The 17,727-nt window shown below is 42.3% G+C and carries 18 protein-coding genes; 9 read left to right on the top strand and 9 right to left on the bottom strand.

Annotation, left to right across the window (positions count from 1 at the left end):
• Positions 1-128 precede the first annotated feature (128 nt).
• Together DBR43_RS07485 and DBR43_RS07480 are read left to right on the top strand one after the other, a co-directional pair.
• A complete protein-coding gene (locus DBR43_RS07485; protein WP_199756980.1) occupies positions 129-422 on the top strand; it encodes a pyrimidine/purine nucleoside phosphorylase in 294 nt (97 codons plus the stop codon).
• A gap of 24 nt (positions 423-446) precedes the next feature.
• A complete protein-coding gene (locus DBR43_RS07480) occupies positions 447-1,343 on the top strand; it encodes a DMT family transporter (RefSeq protein ID WP_124579360.1) in 897 nt (298 codons plus the stop codon).
• Here DBR43_RS07480 and DBR43_RS07475 read toward each other — a convergent pair.
• The 4 genes from DBR43_RS07475 to DBR43_RS07460 form a co-directional block, all read right to left on the bottom strand.
• Positions 1,340-1,915, bottom strand: coding sequence for a hypothetical protein (locus DBR43_RS07475; RefSeq protein ID WP_124579358.1), 576 nt, complete (start codon positions 1,913-1,915; stop codon positions 1,340-1,342). The two genes, DBR43_RS07480 and DBR43_RS07475, sit on opposite strands and share 4 nt — an antisense overlap.
• Before the next feature lie 116 nt (positions 1,916-2,031).
• A complete protein-coding gene (locus DBR43_RS33410) occupies positions 2,032-4,359 on the bottom strand; it encodes a TonB-dependent receptor (RefSeq protein ID WP_124579356.1) in 2,328 nt (775 codons plus the stop codon).
• Between the two features lie 54 nt (positions 4,360-4,413).
• Entirely contained in the window at positions 4,414-5,652 is a 1,239-nt protein-coding gene (locus DBR43_RS07465; RefSeq protein ID WP_124579354.1) for a sensor histidine kinase, read from the bottom strand.
• Positions 5,652-6,326 carry a response regulator transcription factor gene (locus tag DBR43_RS07460; protein ID WP_124579352.1) on the bottom strand — a complete coding sequence of 225 codons (675 nt, stop codon included), beginning with the start codon at positions 6,324-6,326 and terminating at the stop codon, positions 5,652-5,654. Before DBR43_RS07460 ends, DBR43_RS07465 begins: the two co-directional genes overlap by 1 nt.
• Positions 6,327-6,468: 142 nt before the next feature.
• Here DBR43_RS07460 and DBR43_RS07455 point away from each other — a divergent pair, with 142 nt between their 5' ends.
• The 5 genes from DBR43_RS07455 to DBR43_RS07435 all read left to right on the top strand — a co-directional run bounded on the left by DBR43_RS07455 (position 6,469) and on the right by DBR43_RS07435 (position 13,526).
• Positions 6,469-7,695, top strand: a complete 1,227-nt coding sequence (locus DBR43_RS07455; protein WP_199756979.1) for a DUF4856 domain-containing protein — start codon at positions 6,469-6,471, stop codon at positions 7,693-7,695.
• A gap of 94 nt (positions 7,696-7,789) precedes the next feature.
• Positions 7,790-8,935, top strand: a complete 1,146-nt coding sequence (locus DBR43_RS07450; RefSeq protein WP_124579349.1) for an imelysin family protein — start codon at positions 7,790-7,792, stop codon at positions 8,933-8,935.
• 13 nt (positions 8,936-8,948) lie between these two features.
• Complete coding sequence (locus DBR43_RS07445; RefSeq protein WP_124579348.1) at positions 8,949-10,298, top strand: HTTM domain-containing protein; 1,350 nt, start codon at positions 8,949-8,951, stop codon at positions 10,296-10,298.
• Positions 10,299-10,317: 19 nt separating this feature from the next.
• Complete coding sequence (locus DBR43_RS07440) at positions 10,318-12,699, top strand: TonB-dependent receptor domain-containing protein (protein ID WP_199756978.1); 2,382 nt, start codon at positions 10,318-10,320, stop codon at positions 12,697-12,699.
• A 68-nt stretch (positions 12,700-12,767) separates the two neighbouring features.
• Positions 12,768-13,526 carry a hypothetical protein gene (locus DBR43_RS07435; protein WP_124579344.1) on the top strand — a complete coding sequence of 253 codons (759 nt, stop codon included), beginning with the start codon at positions 12,768-12,770 and terminating at the stop codon, positions 13,524-13,526.
• A gap of 12 nt (positions 13,527-13,538) precedes the next feature.
• Here the strand turns inward: DBR43_RS07435 and DBR43_RS07430 are convergent, their stop codons facing one another.
• Positions 13,539-14,306 (bottom strand): DUF2625 domain-containing protein, encoded by a 768-nt coding sequence (locus DBR43_RS07430; RefSeq protein WP_199756977.1) that lies wholly within the window; start codon positions 14,304-14,306, stop codon positions 13,539-13,541.
• Positions 14,307-14,368: 62 nt separating this feature from the next.
• On the bottom strand, positions 14,369-14,671 hold the full coding sequence (locus DBR43_RS07425) for a hypothetical protein (protein WP_124579342.1): 303 nt from the start codon (positions 14,669-14,671) through the stop codon (positions 14,369-14,371).
• Between the two features lie 37 nt (positions 14,672-14,708).
• On the opposite strand from DBR43_RS07425, the gene DBR43_RS07420 reads away from it, so the two are divergent.
• Entirely contained in the window at positions 14,709-14,966 is a 258-nt protein-coding gene (locus DBR43_RS07420) for a hypothetical protein (protein ID WP_124579340.1), read from the top strand.
• Positions 14,967-15,062: 96 nt separating this feature from the next.
• On the opposite strand, the gene DBR43_RS07415 is transcribed toward DBR43_RS07420, so the two are convergent.
• Positions 15,063-15,530, bottom strand: coding sequence for a hypothetical protein (locus DBR43_RS07415; protein ID WP_124579339.1), 468 nt, complete (start codon positions 15,528-15,530; stop codon positions 15,063-15,065).
• Positions 15,531-15,693: 163 nt separating this feature from the next.
• Positions 15,694-16,179 carry a nuclear transport factor 2 family protein gene (locus DBR43_RS07410; RefSeq protein WP_124579337.1) on the bottom strand — a complete coding sequence of 162 codons (486 nt, stop codon included), beginning with the start codon at positions 16,177-16,179 and terminating at the stop codon, positions 15,694-15,696.
• Between the two features lie 142 nt (positions 16,180-16,321).
• Between DBR43_RS07410 and DBR43_RS07405 the strand changes: the two genes are divergently transcribed.
• Positions 16,322-16,825 (top strand): hypothetical protein, encoded by a 504-nt coding sequence (locus DBR43_RS07405; RefSeq protein WP_124579335.1) that lies wholly within the window; start codon positions 16,322-16,324, stop codon positions 16,823-16,825.
• A gap of 51 nt (positions 16,826-16,876) precedes the next feature.
• On the opposite strand, the gene DBR43_RS33180 is transcribed toward DBR43_RS07405, so the two are convergent.
• A complete protein-coding gene (locus DBR43_RS33180) occupies positions 16,877-17,710 on the bottom strand; it encodes a hypothetical protein (RefSeq protein WP_199756976.1) in 834 nt (277 codons plus the stop codon).
• Positions 17,711-17,727: the final 17 nt, after the last annotated feature.

Here is a 17,727-nt window from a genome sequence, read left to right as displayed (position 1 = left end):
GAGGTATGGCATTATGAAGCTGTGGTCTTATTTAAAAACCTGCACAATTTGTAAGAAGGAATACGTTTTTTTGAGGTATTTTCGTCCGGATTTTAACCGCAACGATCAGCATCAATAAATACAAAATCATGGACAATAACAACCTGGTAACACACAATGTTTATTTTGAAGGAAAAGTACAAAGCCTCGGACTGGCAACAGAAAAAGGAAAGGCAACTGTCGGCGTAATGAAAAGCGGTACCTATACCTTTTCTACCTCCTCAGCAGAAAAAATGATCGTCATTTCAGGGACCCTGGATGTGAGGTTGCCAAATCAGGATTGGGTCAGATATGCTGCACAAGAGGCATTCGATGTGGCAGCTGGTGTTTCCTTTGACGTTACCTGCGATGCAGATGTTGCTTATATCTGCTATTACGAATAATTCAATACGTTAATCATTTTCTGAATGAACACTAAAATAAAAGGCTATTTCTGGGCATGTATTTCCTCTGCCACATTTGGCCTCATCCCTTTATTTGCTTTACCACTGGCACAAAAGGGGCTCTCACATGATTCGGTTTTATGCTATCGATTTGCCTGCGCATCCTTATTTCTGGCGCTTTGGATGATTTTTAAAAAAGAATCATTTGCAGTCGCGAAAAAAGAACTGATCCTGCTGACTGTTCTTGGTGTATTGTATGCCCTGTCGGCACAGTATTTATTCATCAGTTATGATTACTTAGGGGTGGGCACAGCCTCCACGATCCTGTTTCTCTATCCGGTCTTTGTTGCCCTGCTCATGGCGGTCTTTTTCAAAGAAAAGATCAGTATGGTAACTATGGCTGCCATTCTGATTGCTTTTTCAGGGATTTCACTTTTATATAAAGGCAATAACGGAATCAGTCTGAACCCATTGGGGATTGGCACCATTTTGCTATCGGCACTAAGTTATGCCGTTTACATTGTGGTGGTGAATAAATCAAAAGTCCAACAGATGTCGGGCTATAAGCTGACCTTTTATGTGATGGGATTAAGCTCGGTTTATTTCCTGCTTAAAGCACAGGTTACCGGAGGACTGGCACCATTACCGGACACTACAGCAGTCATTGACTTAACTTTGCTCTCCCTGCTGGCAACTGCGTTGTCCTGTGTGGCAATGGTTTTTGCGGTACAATATGTGGGTTCTACAGCAACGGCGATACTAGGTGCATTAGAGCCTGTAGTTGCGGTAGCAGTAGGTGTCCTTGCTTTTAAGGAGGTGATCACCGGAAGCCTGATCCTGGGGATTTTGCTGATCCTGATTGCGGTGTCATTAATTGTACTTTCTGAGTATTTCTATAAAAGGCTAAAGCTCCGGAATTAAGCCATCATTTGCGGAAGTAATAACCCGCAGACAAAACCTCCGATGATCAGAAATCCGGAAAGGAGGAACATGGGGATGGCCAGAAACATCTGGTAGGCAGGACCACTTTCCCTGACCTGGATAAAATATTTGTCGTAGTCTACCATTTTTCCGGGAAACAGCTCGGAGAAGACCTGTTCAAATGATGAACTTTCTGAACTTTCCCTGAAGAGGAGTTTGTAATCCCCGCGCTCCGCGTAAAATCTTTTCATTTCCATTCTGCCGGTTTCAAACCCATTCATATTGGGCCGTAAAAGAGAAGTATTCAGTACAACCCCTTCTCCGTCGCTTTCCCGGCTAAGCTGTATTTCAAACTTGTCAACAGGTGTTTTTCGGAACAGCTGACCTTTTTGCCAGATGGCATAGATGCCTTTTTCAGGCAGGTGAAAAGTAGTTTCTTTCTGCGTAAAGGGGATTTCTGCCATCACTTTGCCATTGAAGGTCTTTTTCAGCATGCGGATGGTTTTGATCAGCAGGAAGATGCCGGCAGGGATCAGGCAGAATAAAACGATGCGCATTAAGGTGATGATCATAGGATTTCTTTTTCCGGTATATGGTCCGGCAATCTACGATTTACACCTGAGGTATGGCGATTTTAGCAATCAAACAGCGTTGTAATTATAAAATACAACGCTGTTTGAGGAGCTGGTTAAAATTTATAAAGGTAGTTTAAGGTCAGCCTGGCACCATTGCCTTTTACATAACTCAGGCTGTCGGACATCCATTGCGATGGAATCGTGAAGTAATCCTTATTCAAAATATTCTCTACACCGAGCTGAATGCTGCTGCTTTTATCGAAGCTGTAATTACTGAAAAAGCTAAAGGTCGTAAAGGTATTCATCGGTCCGGTACCATAGCTGTATTTGCCATTTACGGGATCAAAGCGTTTGCGGTTCCCTGCAGTCAGCATTTGTACGCGGAGCAGCCAATTGGATAAAGGGCTGTAGGAAACATAAGCGGTAGTTTTGGGAGGGCCGATACGGTCACCACCCAGGTAAACCTCTTTATCATTGATCTTTCTTTTTCCTTCAGTATAGGAATAAGAAGCGCCAATAGTCAGCTCGTCCAGTAAGGCATAATCTGCTGCCAGTTCAAGACCATAAATCCTTTCCGGAGACCTTGCAATCTGTGCTTTACCATTTACAAATACATAAGAAGCACCGAGTTTGGAAGTACTGATATATGCCGCTCCTTCAATATTCAGCTTGCCAAAGGTGCTGCTGAAACCTGCTTCATAATTGTTTGCAGTAACTGCTTTAGTCGTAATGTCTGCCAGGGTGTTTTCTGTAGCTGAGCGTAGAACGAGCCCCAGGTCACCGATGCTGAAACTTTGTGAAAAGCTGATGAAAGGTTTGAAATAAGAGAGTTTATTATACCTTAGGCCAGCATTAAATACAAAAGCATTGTAATTGAGTGCACCTCCTTTGACCACGATTCCTCCACCGGAATAACCTCCTGTATTGTAATTTCTGGTAGCCAGAGTACTGTAGGTAGGCACATCGATATTGATGTTCTCAAAACGTGCACCTGCCTTGAAAATCAGATTTTGCAGGAAAACAGACTTTAGCTGAAGATAAGGCGCGAGGTTCCTCATGTTCATCTCCGGAACAGAAACCCGGCCATCGGTAAGGACCGTAGAGGTCTTGTCGGAAAGTACATCCAGACCGTAGACAAAATTGCCGTTCCAGTTGTCGGAAATTAAAAACGGACTGTTTAAATTGATGCGTAAACCTTTCTTTTTGCTCAGGTTTCCCGGTTGTCCGTTGCCTTCAAAAAAGTTGCTGGAAGAAAGCAAGGTATAGAAGTCCTGTAAATATAAATTCACATCGAGATCGGTGCCGCCAATGATCCGCTGACTGCTGTAATGAAGGTTCACATTGTGATTGTATGGCGTGCCTTCAGCTTCACCGGGACGACTGCCCAAAATTCCTGTCGTTGCGGAATCCGGATTGCCATACTTCCCTGCTTTGGCAATATAATTTGTGTTTTGTTTACTGCTGAAGTAGTTGTACATCAGTTCTATGCGGTTGTTTGTGTTGATGTTGTATCCAACTTTGGCGAAGGCATTCCACATCCGCAGATCGTTTAATCCGTACTCTGGAGAAAGGACATCGCCATTGGCATCTCTGGAGAGCCCGGTTTGCTCATAACGTCCGGAAACCACATAATCCAGGTTATTGACTGTTCCGCTCAGCAACTGACCTGCCTGACCGCCAAAAGTATGTTTTGGAGCAACCAGAAAATTGCTGCTTCCGATAGATGTTTGTCCGCTGATGGTTTTATCTGATGCCGGCTTTTTTGTGATGTAATTGATCAGACCGCCGTCTGCTCCGTTACCATAAATTGCAGTGGCTCCTTTGATGACTTCTACTCTTTCAATTGCTGCGGGATCTATGGTACGGATGTCGCGGGCCCCGTTGCGTAAAGGGGTCGACTGGGGAACACCATCGATCATGATGAGGATGCCCCGCCCACGCATGGTCTGACCAAGATTGCTGGTCCGGTTGGTATTAAATCCAAGCCCCGGGACTGTATTGGCAAGTATTTCACTGAGGTTATTATTGATGGTCTTTTGAATGGCAAGGTCTTTAGTGCCGATAATATTGATAGAAGAGGGAACTTCGTCCAGGGTTTCCTGTTTTCTGCTGGCAGAAATGATCACTTCCTGCAATTTCGCATCCTGGTCCAGAATGAAATCCAGATGAACGGTATCCGCAGCAGAAAGGCTAATGTTTTGCAGTTTTGATTTGTAGCCCACTGCTGAAGCTTTAATGGCATAAGTTCCTGTAGGAAGAAGGATGGAGTAGGTTCCACTCTGATTGCTCGTCAGGCCTTTTTTCAAAGCTGGAATGCTGAGGGTTGAAAATGGAATGGCCTGGTTCTGTTCATCCTTGATTTTTCCAACGAGCACTGTTTTTTGGGCAAGGGCAGGTAAACTGACCACAAAAGCGGCCAGAGAAAGTAAAAGTATCTTCATTATTTAGAATTATTTTAAATTGCAAACTTACAAATTAGGCTGGAATTAGGTAACCTAAAATGAGATTTTGAAAAAATGCCGGTTTTCCGCATAGCGATAGGCAATAGTCCACTGGTAGGAGATACAGATCTGTTTGACAATGGAAAGTCCAAGCCCGTTTCCACTGAGGCCGGGAGCACCTTTTCCAAAACGGGTGAACAATTTAGATTCTTCGAAGGTTAGGGGCGGCCCGTCATTTCCGATCTCCAGTGATTCGGGATTCAGGCTGATGGATACAGTACCCTGCGCGGGGCAGTAGGAAAGGGCATTTGACAATAAATTGGAAATGAGGATCTCCATCAGCGAGGAGCTGACAAAAACTTCCTTTTGCTGAATGGCCTGTGTGACCTTTAAGGCTTTTGTTTGAAAGAGGTCTTCCATCAGTTCGAAATTTCGTCTCAACACTTCATCCATCAAGATCGACTGCTTATCTGTGAAAGCATCATTTTCGAGTTTGGCCAGCAATAACAGACCTTTATTGACCTTATTCAGACGGAGTACCGCTTGTTTGGCATCGTTGAGCAACCTGGCGAGGTCATCATTTACAGGAAGCTGACTGATACTTTCCAGTCTCGTTCTTAAAATGCTGAGTGGTGTCTGGATTTCATGAGAGGCATTTTCGGTAAATTCTTTCAGTGCATTGTATTCTCTTCTGCCCCGGGCGGCCAGATCGGCGAGTACAAAATTCATTTCCTGGAATTCTTTCACATCCGTACGCGCGAGCTCTAATTCTTCTCTTGAGCTCACCGAATAGCCTTTCATGCGTTTTAAGTTGATGAGAAAAGGTTTCCAGATTCTGCTGCTGATGAAATAGTTGACCAGCGTGCCCAGTATGATCAGCATCACCGCAATGCAGATGAAAATGTAAATGATGGTTCTTGAGTAATTATTCCAGCCGATATAAGTGGTCATCACTTTGATCCGGTAGTACCCACTGTTGATCTTTTTGCTTTCCGCAAAATAATAGTAACCCTCAGACTCCTTTTGGAGGCGGTCGTACAGAAGCGTGTCTTTGAATACTTTGGGTAATTTCATCAGCTGTACATCTCCGGCCGTGATTTGAACCAGGGGGAAGTTTACATTCCTGCCCATTCTGATTTCTTCGGCAACCATATCGGTCTGCAATTCCAGCTGTTCTTCAATCTCTTTTGAAACTTCATGCCGGAGAAAAAGAAAAAGCATGACACCGGTGATTCCCAGTACAAATACGCTGAGCCAAAAATAATAGTAACTGAGTTTAGAGAGTAAACGCATTAGAAAGTAAACTTATAGCCCATGCCGTAAACTGTTTTGATATAGTCCTTGCCCGAAGTGCTGCTCAGCTTTTTTCTTAAATTCATGAGGTGAACATATACCGTGTCGAAATTGTCATTCTGGTCAAAATGATCACCCCAAAGATGCTCTACGATGGAGGCTTTGCTCACGACCCGGTTTTTATTCAACACGAAATAAATCAGCATGTCGTATTCCTTTCGGGTAAGACAAACTTCCTTGCTGTCGAAAAAAAGAGATTTTGACAAAGGTTCCATGGTGAATTGATCAAAGGTGATCTGTTCTTCTCCTTTTAAAGTCTTTCTCCGGTAAATGGCATTCACCCTTGCATTCAGCTCTTCGAGATAAAAAGGTTTGGTCAGGTAATCATCGGCACCGAGATTTAATCCTTTAAGTTTATCCTGTAAGGAATCTTTCGCGGAAAGAATCAATATGCCTGTCTCTATATGGCTTTTTCTGATGTCAGTAATCAAATCAATGCCTGATCCATCCGGGAGGGTGATGTCCAGTACCACAACATCATACATGTAATCTCTTAGTTTCTGCTCTGCCTGTCTGAAAGTACAGGCTTGTTCACAGATACAATCCAGAGAGCTGAAATAAGTTTCCATTTCTTCTAATAAGACGGGCTCATCTTCTACAAACAGGACCTTCATAGGCTGGGTACTAACATATAAATTCGGTTTTTTAAGGGTCTTTAGAAATTCTTTAGAATTGCCTTTAATATTTGCAGCAAGTTTAGTACTATTTAGACTTAATACAAACAATATAGCAATAAATTTCTAATACTTATTCAATATGAAAAACAAATACTTTAAGAATTCAGCTTTTATTGCTCTGGCAATAATGGGCCTGGCCTCATGTAAAAAAGATAAAGTGGTGGTGGAAACAGAAAAACCAGCATTACGTCCGGCAATTGACTATGCGAAACTGGTAGACGGTACTAAATATGATGCAACCAATACGATTTTTGTGGATGCTTCAGGTAAATCAACCATAGATTTGACTACAGGTAACTTTCGTTACAGGGTATTCCAGGGCATCAATACTTACGCCGGTTTATGGAAAACTCAATTGGTTGACGGGAATGTTTTGAAAAACATGTATGCCAATACCGGTAATCCATTTACAGCAGTTTCCAATCCTGCTCCTGCAGATTTTGCAGCTTTGAATGCCTCAGGTGTTCAGTTGCGTAACGTGACTGCTTCTTCATGGGCAGATGCAGATGCTGCTGTTGTTCGTGCTAAAGTAGAAGCTGATTTTGCTTCACTAGCTACCATCAGTGCTTCCGCAAATGTTGCTGCCGCTAAAGGAACTGCAGGTTATGTATTGAATGCTGCTGCAACTCCTACAAAGTATCTTGTGGATGCCAAAGGTTTTGAAACTGGCCAGTTGATTCAAAAAGGATTAATCGGCGCTTTTGATCTTGATTACATCGGTAATGTTTTGTTAAACAAAGGTCTGGATGCTGATAATTCTACTTTGGTATCTGGCAAAAATTACACTAAACTGGAGCAAAACTGGGATGAGGCTTATGGTTCATTAACACTTAACCCAATTTACCTTGCGGGTTCTACAGATGCGGTAAGAGGTACAGCGGAGTCATTTATTGGTTCATACATCTGGGAATATGGTAAGCCAACAGGTAATGCGAACTATAACTACACCAAAGTTTATGGCGCATTTCTAAGAGGTCGTGCAGCAATCGTAAATAATGATAAAGTGGAGTTGAAAAAACAAGCTGATATCATTAGAAATACCATGGAAAAAGCAATTGCCGGTGCAGCATTAGGTTATTTGGGAAAATGGAAAACAGGAACGGATGAAGGTACCAGAGCACATGCAATCGGAGAGGGCTTAGGCTTTATCTATTCTTTGCGCTTTGCTTCGATTAATGGTGGAACAGCAGCATTTTCTGATGGAATTCTTACTGCTTTAGTAGGTTCATCAGGTGGATACTGGGATCTAACCAATGATAAAATCAACGCTGCGGATGCAGCAATCAGACTCAAATTCGGATTGTAATCACCGATAGAACTAATTCAGGATTGGGTTGCTGTTTCTTAAAAAAGAAAGAGCAACCCAATTTTATCGTTATAAACATTTTTCATACAAATACATGAAAGTTTCAAAATTCAAACAGGCAGCGGTACTTTGCCTAATGGCCTTAAGCATTTATGCTTGCTCAAAAAAGAAAGGTACAGAACCTGATCCGGAACCGAAACCAGGAATAGACAGAAAGGCATTGCTGACCTATCTTGCAGACGACATCATCATTCCTTCTTATGTGAATTTTAAAACAAAGTTCGACCTGATGGTCACTAAAAGTGACGCTTTCGCAGCGGCCCCGGGCACCGCTTCTTTAACCGATTTCAGAACGGCATGGGTGAACGCTTATGTAGAATGGCAAAAGATTGAATTTATTGAAGTTGGACCGGCTCAGGCACAAACGATCCGTTCGTTCTTTAATATTTATCCAACGAATGTGACGAACATCAATGCCGGTATTGCAGCCGGTACGGCAAATTTTGATCTGCCAGGTACCTATGCACAACAAGGTTTCCCTGCCCTGGATTACCTGATCAATGGGAGTGCAGCTACAGATGCGGACATCGTCGCTTTGTATACGACTGCTGCCGATGCGGCAAAACGCATTGCTTACCTGAAAAAAATTACGGCGCAGATGAACACCATCTTTACCAAAGTATATACGCCCTGGGTTTCCGGTGGCTATCGCGATGAGTTCATCAACAAATCCGGTGTGGATGTCAGCTCTTCCCTGGCAGTACTGGTAAATGGCTATGTGTTGAATTACGAACGTTATATCCGTTCCGGGAAGTTTGGAATTCCATCAGGAGCAATGATGAACGGTGTAGTGGCTGCGGATAAAGTAGAAGCGCTTTATAAAAAAGACATCTCCTTAACGCTCGCTAAGGCGGCGCATCAGGCTTCTGTAGATTTCTTCAATGGCAAAAGCCTGAAAACATTTGCAGAAGGACCCTCCTTTAAAACTTACCTGAATGCATTGGGCGTGAAGGACAGTCAGACTGGATTGCAGCTTTCTCAGGCAATTTTAAACCAGTTTGCATCCACAAATACAAAGCTGGCCCTGCTTTCTGAAAACTTAAACAACGAAGTGAAAACCAACAATCAGAAAATGATTGATGTGTATACAGAAATGCAAAAATCAGTAAAAATGCTTAAAGTAGACATGACTTCCGCAATGAGCATCACGATTACTTATACTGACAATGACGGAGATTAATTTTCCATTATAAATGAATAATTATTTCCGGAAATCTACGCATGCAGCGCCTATAGCCATCTACAGAATAGCTATAGGCCTTATGCTGTTTATCAGTATCATCCGGTTCTGGACAAAGGGTTGGATTGCCGACCTGTACATCAAGCCCCTCCATTTCTTTTCTTTTTATGGTCTTGAGTTCATCAGGCCATTGGGAAACTATACCTATTTGCTGTTTTTTGTTTGTGCAGTGGCGGCCCTGATGGTTGCGCTCGGCTTGTTTTACCGGCTTGCAAGCATTCTACTGTTTTTTAGCTTTACCTACATAGAACTGATGGACAGGAGCACCTATCTCAATCATTATTATTTCATGAGTCTGGTGTTGTTCATGCTGATGTTTCTGCCTGCAGGGCGCTATTTTTCTGTGGATGCCTATCGGAAACCTGCATTGCTGGCAGACCAGGTTCCAAAATGGAATATCGATGTGCTGAAGTTAATGATGGTGATCCTCTATTTTTATGCAGGTCTGGCCAAAATTAACAGCGACTGGCTCCTGAGCGCTTTACCTTTAAAAATCTGGCTGCCGTCCAGAAATGATCTGCCCCTGATTGGCTGGTTGTTCGACTACCCGGCAACGGCATTTCTGTTCAGCTGGTTTGGCTGTTTGTACGACCTGAGCATCGCCTTTTTACTCTGGAATAAGAAAACCCGCCCTTTCGCTTACCTGACAGTCGTTGTTTTCCATGTACTGACTGCAGTTTTGTTTCCCATTGGGATGTTTCCTTACGTGATGATCGTGGCGGCACTGATCTTCTTCTCAGCAGAGTTTCATTTACGGATCATCCGGTTTTTCAATAAGCTTTTTAAGCTCCCGGCCCGGTTTATTCATCCTGAACAGAAGTTGAACTATCCTCCACTTAGTCAAAATATACTGCTCAGCCTTTTTGGATTGTTCTTTTTTTTACAGCTCCTCATTCCATTCCGATACCTGCTTTACCCGGGAGAGTTGTTCTGGACAGAACAGGGCTATCGCTTTTCCTGGCGTGTCATGCTGATCGAAAAAGCAGGCTATGCACAGTTTACAATTAAAGATGCCACAGGCAAATTTGCAGTGGCCAATAACAATGAATTTTTAACCGTATTGCAGGAGAAAATGATGAGCACACAGCCCGACATGATCTTGCAATACGCACATGTCCTACGCGACCATTATGCCCGGTTGGGATTTAAGTCGCCGGAAGTTTACGTAGATTCTTATGTGACCTTAAATGGCCGCAGCGGAAAAGTTTTTATCAATCCACATACGGATCTGGCCAAAGAAAACGATTCTTTTAAGCCTAAATCCTGGATTTTACCCATGAATGATGAAATTAAAGGTTTTTAGTTTGCTATGCTGTTGCCTGATGTCGACAGCGGTTTTTTCCCAATATAAGATCACAGGCCTTGTTAAAGGGAGGGATAGCCTGATCGTTAAAAATGCAGGGGTCTACCTGAATGATGATAAAAGCGAAACCCTGACGAACAATAAGGGGATCTTCACTTTTAGAAATATCCCAAATGGTACTTATACCATCGTGGTAAAGGCAGGTACGGAATTAAACAGCACAACGGTGCAGGTGAACAATAAAGATGTAAACCTGAATATCGTGCTGCATCCGCAAACAGTAAACCAGCTGAATGAAGTGGTGATCGAAGATCGCCGGACCAATTTAGGTTTCTCACACCTCAGGGCAGTAGAAAATCTGGGAATATATGAGGGGAAAAAATCTGAAGTGATTTTCCCGGATCAGCTGGTGGCCAATCTGGCTACCAATAATGCCAGACAAGTCTATTCCAGAATTGCAGGTTTGAACATCTGGGAAAATGATGGCGCAGGTTTACAACTGAGCATTGGCGGACGTGGGCTGGACCCAAACAGGACCTCAAATTTCAATGTCCGTCAGAACGGGTATGACATCAGTGCGGATGCACTCGGTTATCCGGAAAGCTATTATACCACACCTAATGAAGCATTGGAGCAAATCCAGATTGTAAGGGGCGCGGCATCTTTGCAATACGGAACGCAGTTTGGCGGTTTGCTCAACTTCATCATGAAAAAACCGGTAAAAGACAAACCTTTTGAATTGACCGTTCGTCAAAGCATCGGTTCCTATAACTTTTACAATTCCTTTACGAGCGCAAGCGGTACCGTTGGAAAAGTAAGTTATTATACCTTTTTCCAGTATAAAAAAGGAGATGGTTTCAGAGGGAATTCAGACTTTAACGCTTATACGGGCTACGGGAACCTAAACTATCAATTCAATAAGGATACGAAAATTGGTTTCGACTTCACCCATATGAATTATCTGGCGCATCAGCCGGGAGGTTTATCTGATGATATGTTTGATAAAGACCCAACTCAAAGTAACCGCGAGAGAAACTGGTTTAAAGTAAACTGGAACTTATACGCTATGAATTTCGACCATAAATTCAATGCTTCATCTGAGTTTAATTTAAGGGTATTTGGATTGTCTGCAAACAGGTATACCGTTGGATTCAGACCCAACCGTGTGGCAACGATCGACTATGGAACAGAACCCAGAGATCTGATCAAAGGTGATTTTGACAACTGGGGTGCCGAGGCCAGGTATTTGAACCGTTATACGGTTTTTGATAAGAAATCTGTATTGCTGGTGGGGATGCGTTATTATAAGGGGCATAACCACAGCATCCAGGGAATGGGAAGTACCGGTAAGAATGCCGATTTTAACCTGGTTGATCCGGGAAACTTTACACTCAATGATTATACCTTTCCCAACCAGAATGTTGCATTTTTTGCAGAGAATATTTTTAACCTCTCCGACAAGTTTTCCATCATTCCGGGAATGCGCTACGAATACATCCATACCCGATCGGATGGTTATTATGCGAATATTGCTTATGACCTGGCGGGGAATGTCATTTCTAATGTGCGGTATCCGGAAACGAGAACGGACAGCCGTAATTTCCCTTTGTTCGGCTTAGGACTGAGTTATAAGCCACAGCAAAATGTAAATATTTACGCCAATTTATCTCAGAACTACCGCTCGATCACTTTTAGCGACATGCGGATTTCAAATCCTTCAGCCTATATCGATCCAAATTTGAAAGATGAAAAAGGTTATTCCTTTGATTTGGGGGTAAGGAGCGGGAATTCGGGTTTATATAATTATGATGTCAGCGTCTTTTTATTAAACTATAATAATAGAATTGGAGAGCGTGATTTTTCACCTGGCGGAGGTATTACCGGGAGAATAAGGGAAAATATCGGTCAGGCTGTGATCATAGGTGTTGAATCTTATGGAGAGGCAGACTTGTTGCGCTTGTTAACTTCTCCGGACAATGACTGGTCAGGAGTTGTTTTTGCAAACACAGCCTTCATCAAATCGAAATACCGAAGAAGCAGAATTCCCGGAATCCAGGGAAATCAGGTGGAGTTTGTTCCGGACCTGAACCTGAAGAGTGGTTTGAGACTGGGTTATAAGAACCTGAAAGCCTCCTTTCAGTACACGCATTTGTCGGACCAGTATTCAGATGCCTCCAATGCAATTGATGGAGGTTTTTCCGGAGTGGTAGGTTTGATCCCTGCATATACCGTGATGGATCTGGGACTCTCTTATCAATATAAAAGATACAAAATTGAAGGAACAGTGAACAATCTTGCGAACACTTATTACTTTACCCGAAGGGCTACGGGATATCCGGGGCCGGGGATTTTGCCCTCAGACAACCGCACTTTTTATTTAACATTACAAGTCAAAATTTAACAACAGACCAAAAATGACAGTCGGCTTTTAATGCTACATTTGAGCCGGCTATTATTTAAGATCCCTGCATGAAAAAGTTGACGACTACCTTATTACTGATATTGAGTTTTTTTGTTGTCTTCGGACAGACACTGGAAGCCAGGTATCAACCGGCGGTTTCTGGTTTTATTAATGCAGTAAAAAGCAAAAATGTAAATAAACTGGCAGATAGGGTGGCCTACCCCTTGGAAAGAGAATACCCATTACCCGCGATAAAAAATAAACAGGAATTTATAAAACGCTATAAGGAGGTTTTTGATGATCAATTGATCAAGATGATCGTCAATTCCAAACCTGCAAAGGATTGGTCTCAGGTAGGCTGGAGGGGGATCATGCTTTTTCAGGGCGATTTATGGCTGGACGATGATGGTACGCTGAGGTCAGTCAACCACCAGTCGGCAGTAGAAAGAAAAAACAGGGCCGTGTTAATTGCAAGAGAAAAGAGCGGCCTGCACGAATCGATTAAAGTATTCAAAGATCCTGTTCTGGTGTTCGAAACGGCAAAGTTTAGAATCAGAATTGACGATTTAGGAAATCACAATTACCGCTATGCTTCCTGGCCCTTAAAAAGTAAAATGAGTGATCAGCCTGACCTGATTTTAAAGAAAGGCGAATGGGTCCCTGAAGGAAGTGGTGGAAACCATAGATTTGATTTCAAGAGTGGTAATTTTCTGTACAGTTGTTGGGTGATGGAGATGGGAGGAAAGGATACTCCTCCGGCTATCTTAACCATTTATAAAGCAAATAAAGAGATCTTATCTCAGGATGCGACAACCATAAAGAATTAAATCCGCCTTTGTTTATTGAGGCTCTACAGGTGCTTTCTGGTTGATTTCTCTTTGGTTGCTCATCACAAACTGATACAATTCTTCAGTAGGAACGAGTTTTCTTTTACATTTTTCTATATCCATGCCTTCTTTTGTCCAGAGATAAGGAGAAAAACTATAGGATTTACTGCCGTCCAGTTTCGCAATAAATTTATCCCAGCTAGACCATCTTAAGCCTTTGTAAAAGGCAGAGAGGTCACTGTCAAAACAAAAGCGAAGAAATTCTGTATAACCAAGTCCAAGAGATTCCCATTGCAGGCTGTTGGGGGCGAGGTAATAGATGGTTTTCAGGTCTTCACCAAATGCACCGTAATTGATGGCGAAGAAACCACCCACCGCATCATCAGCGACAAGGAAATAAGGAGGGACTTCCCCAAATTCTTTGATTGATTTTCCTTTGTTCCATTCTGAAACAGAGCGGTTCAATCTGGGGCTTCCTGAGCCTAAAATTCTTAACCAGCCATTGTCAACCATGATCCCGCCACTATTGTAAACGACAGCACCCAGGGTAGAAAATGTCGTCACCTGAGTATTAAATAAGGTGGTTTTTGCACTGGCAGAATCAAGTTCCAGGATCTCAACTTTGTTCTTTGCAGAGTCTGCCCACTTTTGGATCAATGGCCAGGCCGGATCGGTAGTATTGATCAGCTCCTCCAGACTCCGCATCTTATTTTGTGCAGCAGCAGTGAAGGATAGAAAGACGATACCTGGTATCAGGAGATTTTTAAGGATACTTTTCATAGCAACAGAACTTATCTTTTCAAAGATAGAATGAAAATTCGTTTATTTTCAAAACTCCTGTTTTATCGGTTGGAAACAAACTGCCTGACCCTGGTCTTTGCGTCGTCTATGGCGTAGTTTTCTATACGGAACCTGAGCGCATTGTTCGGATAGTTCAATTGTTCTTCGGTGATTAAAATACTGGTGTATGCCGGTTTCATGGTTTTAGTAGATGCCGGGGAAATCGACAATGAATTCTGGAATAAGGTTGGTTCATCACATTGATTTACAACGGATAATTTGAGAATCAATGCGTTTACTTGTTGGTGTTCAGCGTTTAATAGCTGATCGGTTTGCGGCGTTCGGGATTGTTTAAATTTAATCAAGCAGAATAATTTTACACCCTAAAAATCAAACCTTATTATGAAAAATCTATTGAATCCTAAACTAAATGCAAAAGTCCTGAGCAGATCTGAACAGAAGGCCATATTGGGCGGCAAGGACATCTTATTTTGTTATTCCTTAACCTCTGGTGGAAAATTGTCTCTTTTCAATCAGGAAAGCGGAAATCCTGCGGCAGCGGCGGCCAGTGTTTCTCAGGGAGGTCATTGGTGTTGCAAAAGTTGTGATACTGCCAGCTGGTTGGACATCACAACCAGCAATGTTGATCTTAAGGGCTAAGTCCATTTCAACTGTCTTTGGACAGTCGATAAAAACAGCCGGTAAAAAAAGAGATACACTTATCAAAAGCGTATCTCTTTTTTATTTTACAGAGGTCTATAACCTGAATCCTACTCTTAAAGCGGCGTAAGAAGTCCCTGCATCTTCAACCCTGATTCCGGCGTCGATACGGTTATTGAATTTATAACCAACTCCACCACCTACAAGGAAATTTGTTCCGGCATCATTGAATCCAATGGCAGCACCTAAATTAAAGTTAATAAACACTTTAGGGTCTACAAAGTACTTCACTCCACCTTTTAAGGGTAAAAAAGTATAATTGCTATAGAAATCATATTTAGGAAATAAGGTTTCTACTCCTGTTGCAAGGGTTAGTCCCAACTTTTTCTCTACTGCCCATTCTGCTTCTAAAATTCCACCAATACCTACATTGTAGGCTTTACTGAAAGGAATAAGCAATTCCGGAGAAAGGGTGATTTTTGCTGATTGTGCTTGCGATTTTGTGCTCAGGCACACGGTCATAATTCCAATCAGTCCAACAATTAATAGTCTTTTTGTATTCATAAGATAAATTTTTAGTACGATCAGCTCTAAACAAAGATTAGACCAATTTGTGATATCTTATTCTGCAGGCCGTGTACCCACTTTATCATCCGAATGTCTTTTTCTAATGATTAAATTTCTATACATATGATCATGATCGGGCGTTATAGATGAAGAGGCTGGTTTAGTGCTTCACATGACCATAGCTAATCACGCGGTGTAGCCTCCATTGCCCATCTTTATGTTGCCAGACATGGACAAATTTAAAAGTACCGCTCAGTTTTTCCTGCTCGCCTTTATTTGTGTAATAAAAGCGATGAGCACCGGTTTCAATTGCGCCATATCCTTTTATCGGGTAGACTTCAAGGCTGCCCGGTACCAATTCACGGCGAATATGGTTCCCCCTGGCACAGGTCTCCACAATTGATTTTACTTCATTGTCTGCGCCAATCGTAAGCCCACCGAGATCATGATAAAACTCCATATCGGGGCTTAGAAACTTTTTATAGGTTAGCGTGTCACAGTTGTTCACCGCATTGAACATCAGGCTGTCGGCCTGAGCAATCTCTTTAAATAAAGTTGTTTTTGATGGTTTGCTTTCCTGCGCGAAACCAGTAGTGAAAGAAAGAAGAAGAAAAAAAAGGGGAATAAAGATTTTGAAGGACTTCATTTGTATGGGTTGATTTAAAGAATTTCAGGCGATTGATATGCCAGTTCAGAGATACGAATTTTTACCCGTTTTTTAACTACATTCTCTTTCCTGTTCCGGAATAGGAAAACTATTTTAGCAGTGGCTTCTAATCAGCCGAACCATGGAACTCAGAACAGAACTCGAACCTCAGCTTGAAATCGCGGAAAAGCGCTATCCCGAAATATTGAACTTAATTCTGGAATACACAGATTTTGTGGACGAAAACGGCGATGAAGAGGGGGATGAATATAAAAAACTTGTCCACAAACTGGATTTACTGACCGGTAAAGACTGCACGAAGTTTAACCTTTCGGAATATTGGGAAGAGGAAGGAGCAGAGGTTTTAGCATTCCGGATTAGCTTGCCCGATCCACTGAAATCGGATCAGTTCTCAAAAGAGGAATTACTGGAAATCATCAGAAGGTTGAAAACTTTTGAAACAAGTACATCGGAAGAATTTAAAGAGCAGTTTAAATATTATTTGGAAGATTATTACCACCGGCTGCTGGCTTTAAATTTTAAGCATTATACTTACGCTTTTTTCAACAGGCAGAAAGATAAAAACGGAGGCTACTTTGAGTATTCTATAGAAGAGATCGGTGAAAAAATTAGCCCGAAACATTAACTGGACCAGAGGAAAACCCCTGGTACCGTATTGACAACTGTTTAAGCAACATCAAATGCCTGACTTGATCAGCATGAGTTTGTAATCCTCAATTTCGGCCAGTCTGTACTGACTTGCTATTGCCGGCTTTTGCAGCTCCAGCTGCAGGATCTTGTTGTCGTTAACTTTCCATTTTCCGCTGGCCTGAAGGCTGTCAATTCCTTTGTTATTTAGCGGGGATTTATGACCATCTCTATAGTTCTGTACCTGTTTATAGTCGAAAGTCTGATCGGATTTAAAGGTCAGGTTAACGGATCTGCGCGTTATCGTTTCCGGAAGGTTACGGGCGCTTGTGCTGAGGGAATAGCTGTCGGTTAGTTCGTTGTATTTGTCGTAAAATATCTGGCATTTCCTGGTCTTGCAATGGGTATTAAAATCAGTCCTGATCAGGTAAAGCGTATCCGCATTTTTAGTAAGCCCTGCATTCCATGTTTTATCTTTTAGCAAAGCAGCGATGTCAAACTGCTGATCTGCCCTTTTGAGGAAAAGTGTATCGATATGGTGTTTTGCACCCCTGGAAATTCCTCCGCCATAGCGGTTGAACAGATAGATGTCATCAGGTTCAAAACCTTCTTTTTCAATTCTTTCCATGACCATTAAAGGAGGCGCTTCCATCATGAACATTTCTGAAAGCAGGAATTTGCGGTATCGCCGTTCTGGCAGGGAAAAGGACCCGTCTTTTGCCGTAATCGTTTCTCCGACCTTACAGTCGGCTACCGGATTGCGATGGTAATCCATGATGATCCCACGAATTTCAGGTCTTGCGAGCCTGGAAACACAAGAAGAAAAAGACAGGATAAATAAGCCTGAAATTACCAGGGTGAACAGATTGTTTTTGAATGTCATTTTGAGTAATCGTATGT

Origin of the sequence: Pedobacter sp. KBW06, from assembly GCF_003852525.1 — a bacterium.
Lineage (GTDB): Bacteria > Bacteroidota > Bacteroidia > Sphingobacteriales > Sphingobacteriaceae > Pedobacter.
Note: the sequence above shows the minus strand (reverse complement) of the source record. Positions and strands in the feature narration are given on the sequence as shown.

Bases quoted from the DNA above. Each gene is read 5' to 3' on its own strand.
- DBR43_RS07455 (WP_199756979.1), top strand. From the start codon at position 6,469: ATGAAAAACAAATACTTTAAGAATTCAGCTTTTATTGCTCTGGCAATA.
- DBR43_RS33410 (WP_124579356.1), bottom strand. From the start codon at position 4,359: ATGAAGATACTTTTACTTTCTCTGGCCGCTTTTGTGGTCAGTTTACCT.
- DBR43_RS07440 (WP_199756978.1), top strand. From the start codon at position 10,318: ATGTCGACAGCGGTTTTTTCCCAATATAAGATCACAGGCCTTGTTAAA.
- DBR43_RS07430 (WP_199756977.1), bottom strand. From the start codon at position 14,306: ATGAAAAGTATCCTTAAAAATCTCCTGATACCAGGTATCGTCTTTCTA.
- DBR43_RS07410 (WP_124579337.1), bottom strand. From the start codon at position 16,179: ATGAAGTCCTTCAAAATCTTTATTCCCCTTTTTTTTCTTCTTCTTTCT.
- DBR43_RS07480 (WP_124579360.1), top strand. From the start codon at position 447: ATGAACACTAAAATAAAAGGCTATTTCTGGGCATGTATTTCCTCTGCC.
- DBR43_RS07415 (WP_124579339.1), bottom strand. From the start codon at position 15,530: ATGAATACAAAAAGACTATTAATTGTTGGACTGATTGGAATTATGACC.
- DBR43_RS07405 (WP_124579335.1), top strand. From the start codon at position 16,322: ATGGAACTCAGAACAGAACTCGAACCTCAGCTTGAAATCGCGGAAAAG.
- DBR43_RS07485 (WP_199756980.1), top strand. From the start codon at position 129: ATGGACAATAACAACCTGGTAACACACAATGTTTATTTTGAAGGAAAA.
- DBR43_RS07435 (WP_124579344.1), top strand. From the start codon at position 12,768: ATGAAAAAGTTGACGACTACCTTATTACTGATATTGAGTTTTTTTGTT.
- DBR43_RS07420 (WP_124579340.1), top strand. From the start codon at position 14,709: ATGAAAAATCTATTGAATCCTAAACTAAATGCAAAAGTCCTGAGCAGA.
- DBR43_RS07465 (WP_124579354.1), bottom strand. From the start codon at position 5,652: ATGCGTTTACTCTCTAAACTCAGTTACTATTATTTTTGGCTCAGCGTA.
- DBR43_RS07475 (WP_124579358.1), bottom strand. From the start codon at position 1,915: ATGATCATCACCTTAATGCGCATCGTTTTATTCTGCCTGATCCCTGCC.
- DBR43_RS07450 (WP_124579349.1), top strand. From the start codon at position 7,790: ATGAAAGTTTCAAAATTCAAACAGGCAGCGGTACTTTGCCTAATGGCC.
- DBR43_RS07445 (WP_124579348.1), top strand. From the start codon at position 8,949: ATGAATAATTATTTCCGGAAATCTACGCATGCAGCGCCTATAGCCATC.
- DBR43_RS33180 (WP_199756976.1), bottom strand. From the start codon at position 17,710: ATGACATTCAAAAACAATCTGTTCACCCTGGTAATTTCAGGCTTATTT.
- DBR43_RS07460 (WP_124579352.1), bottom strand. From the start codon at position 6,326: ATGAAGGTCCTGTTTGTAGAAGATGAGCCCGTCTTATTAGAAGAAATG.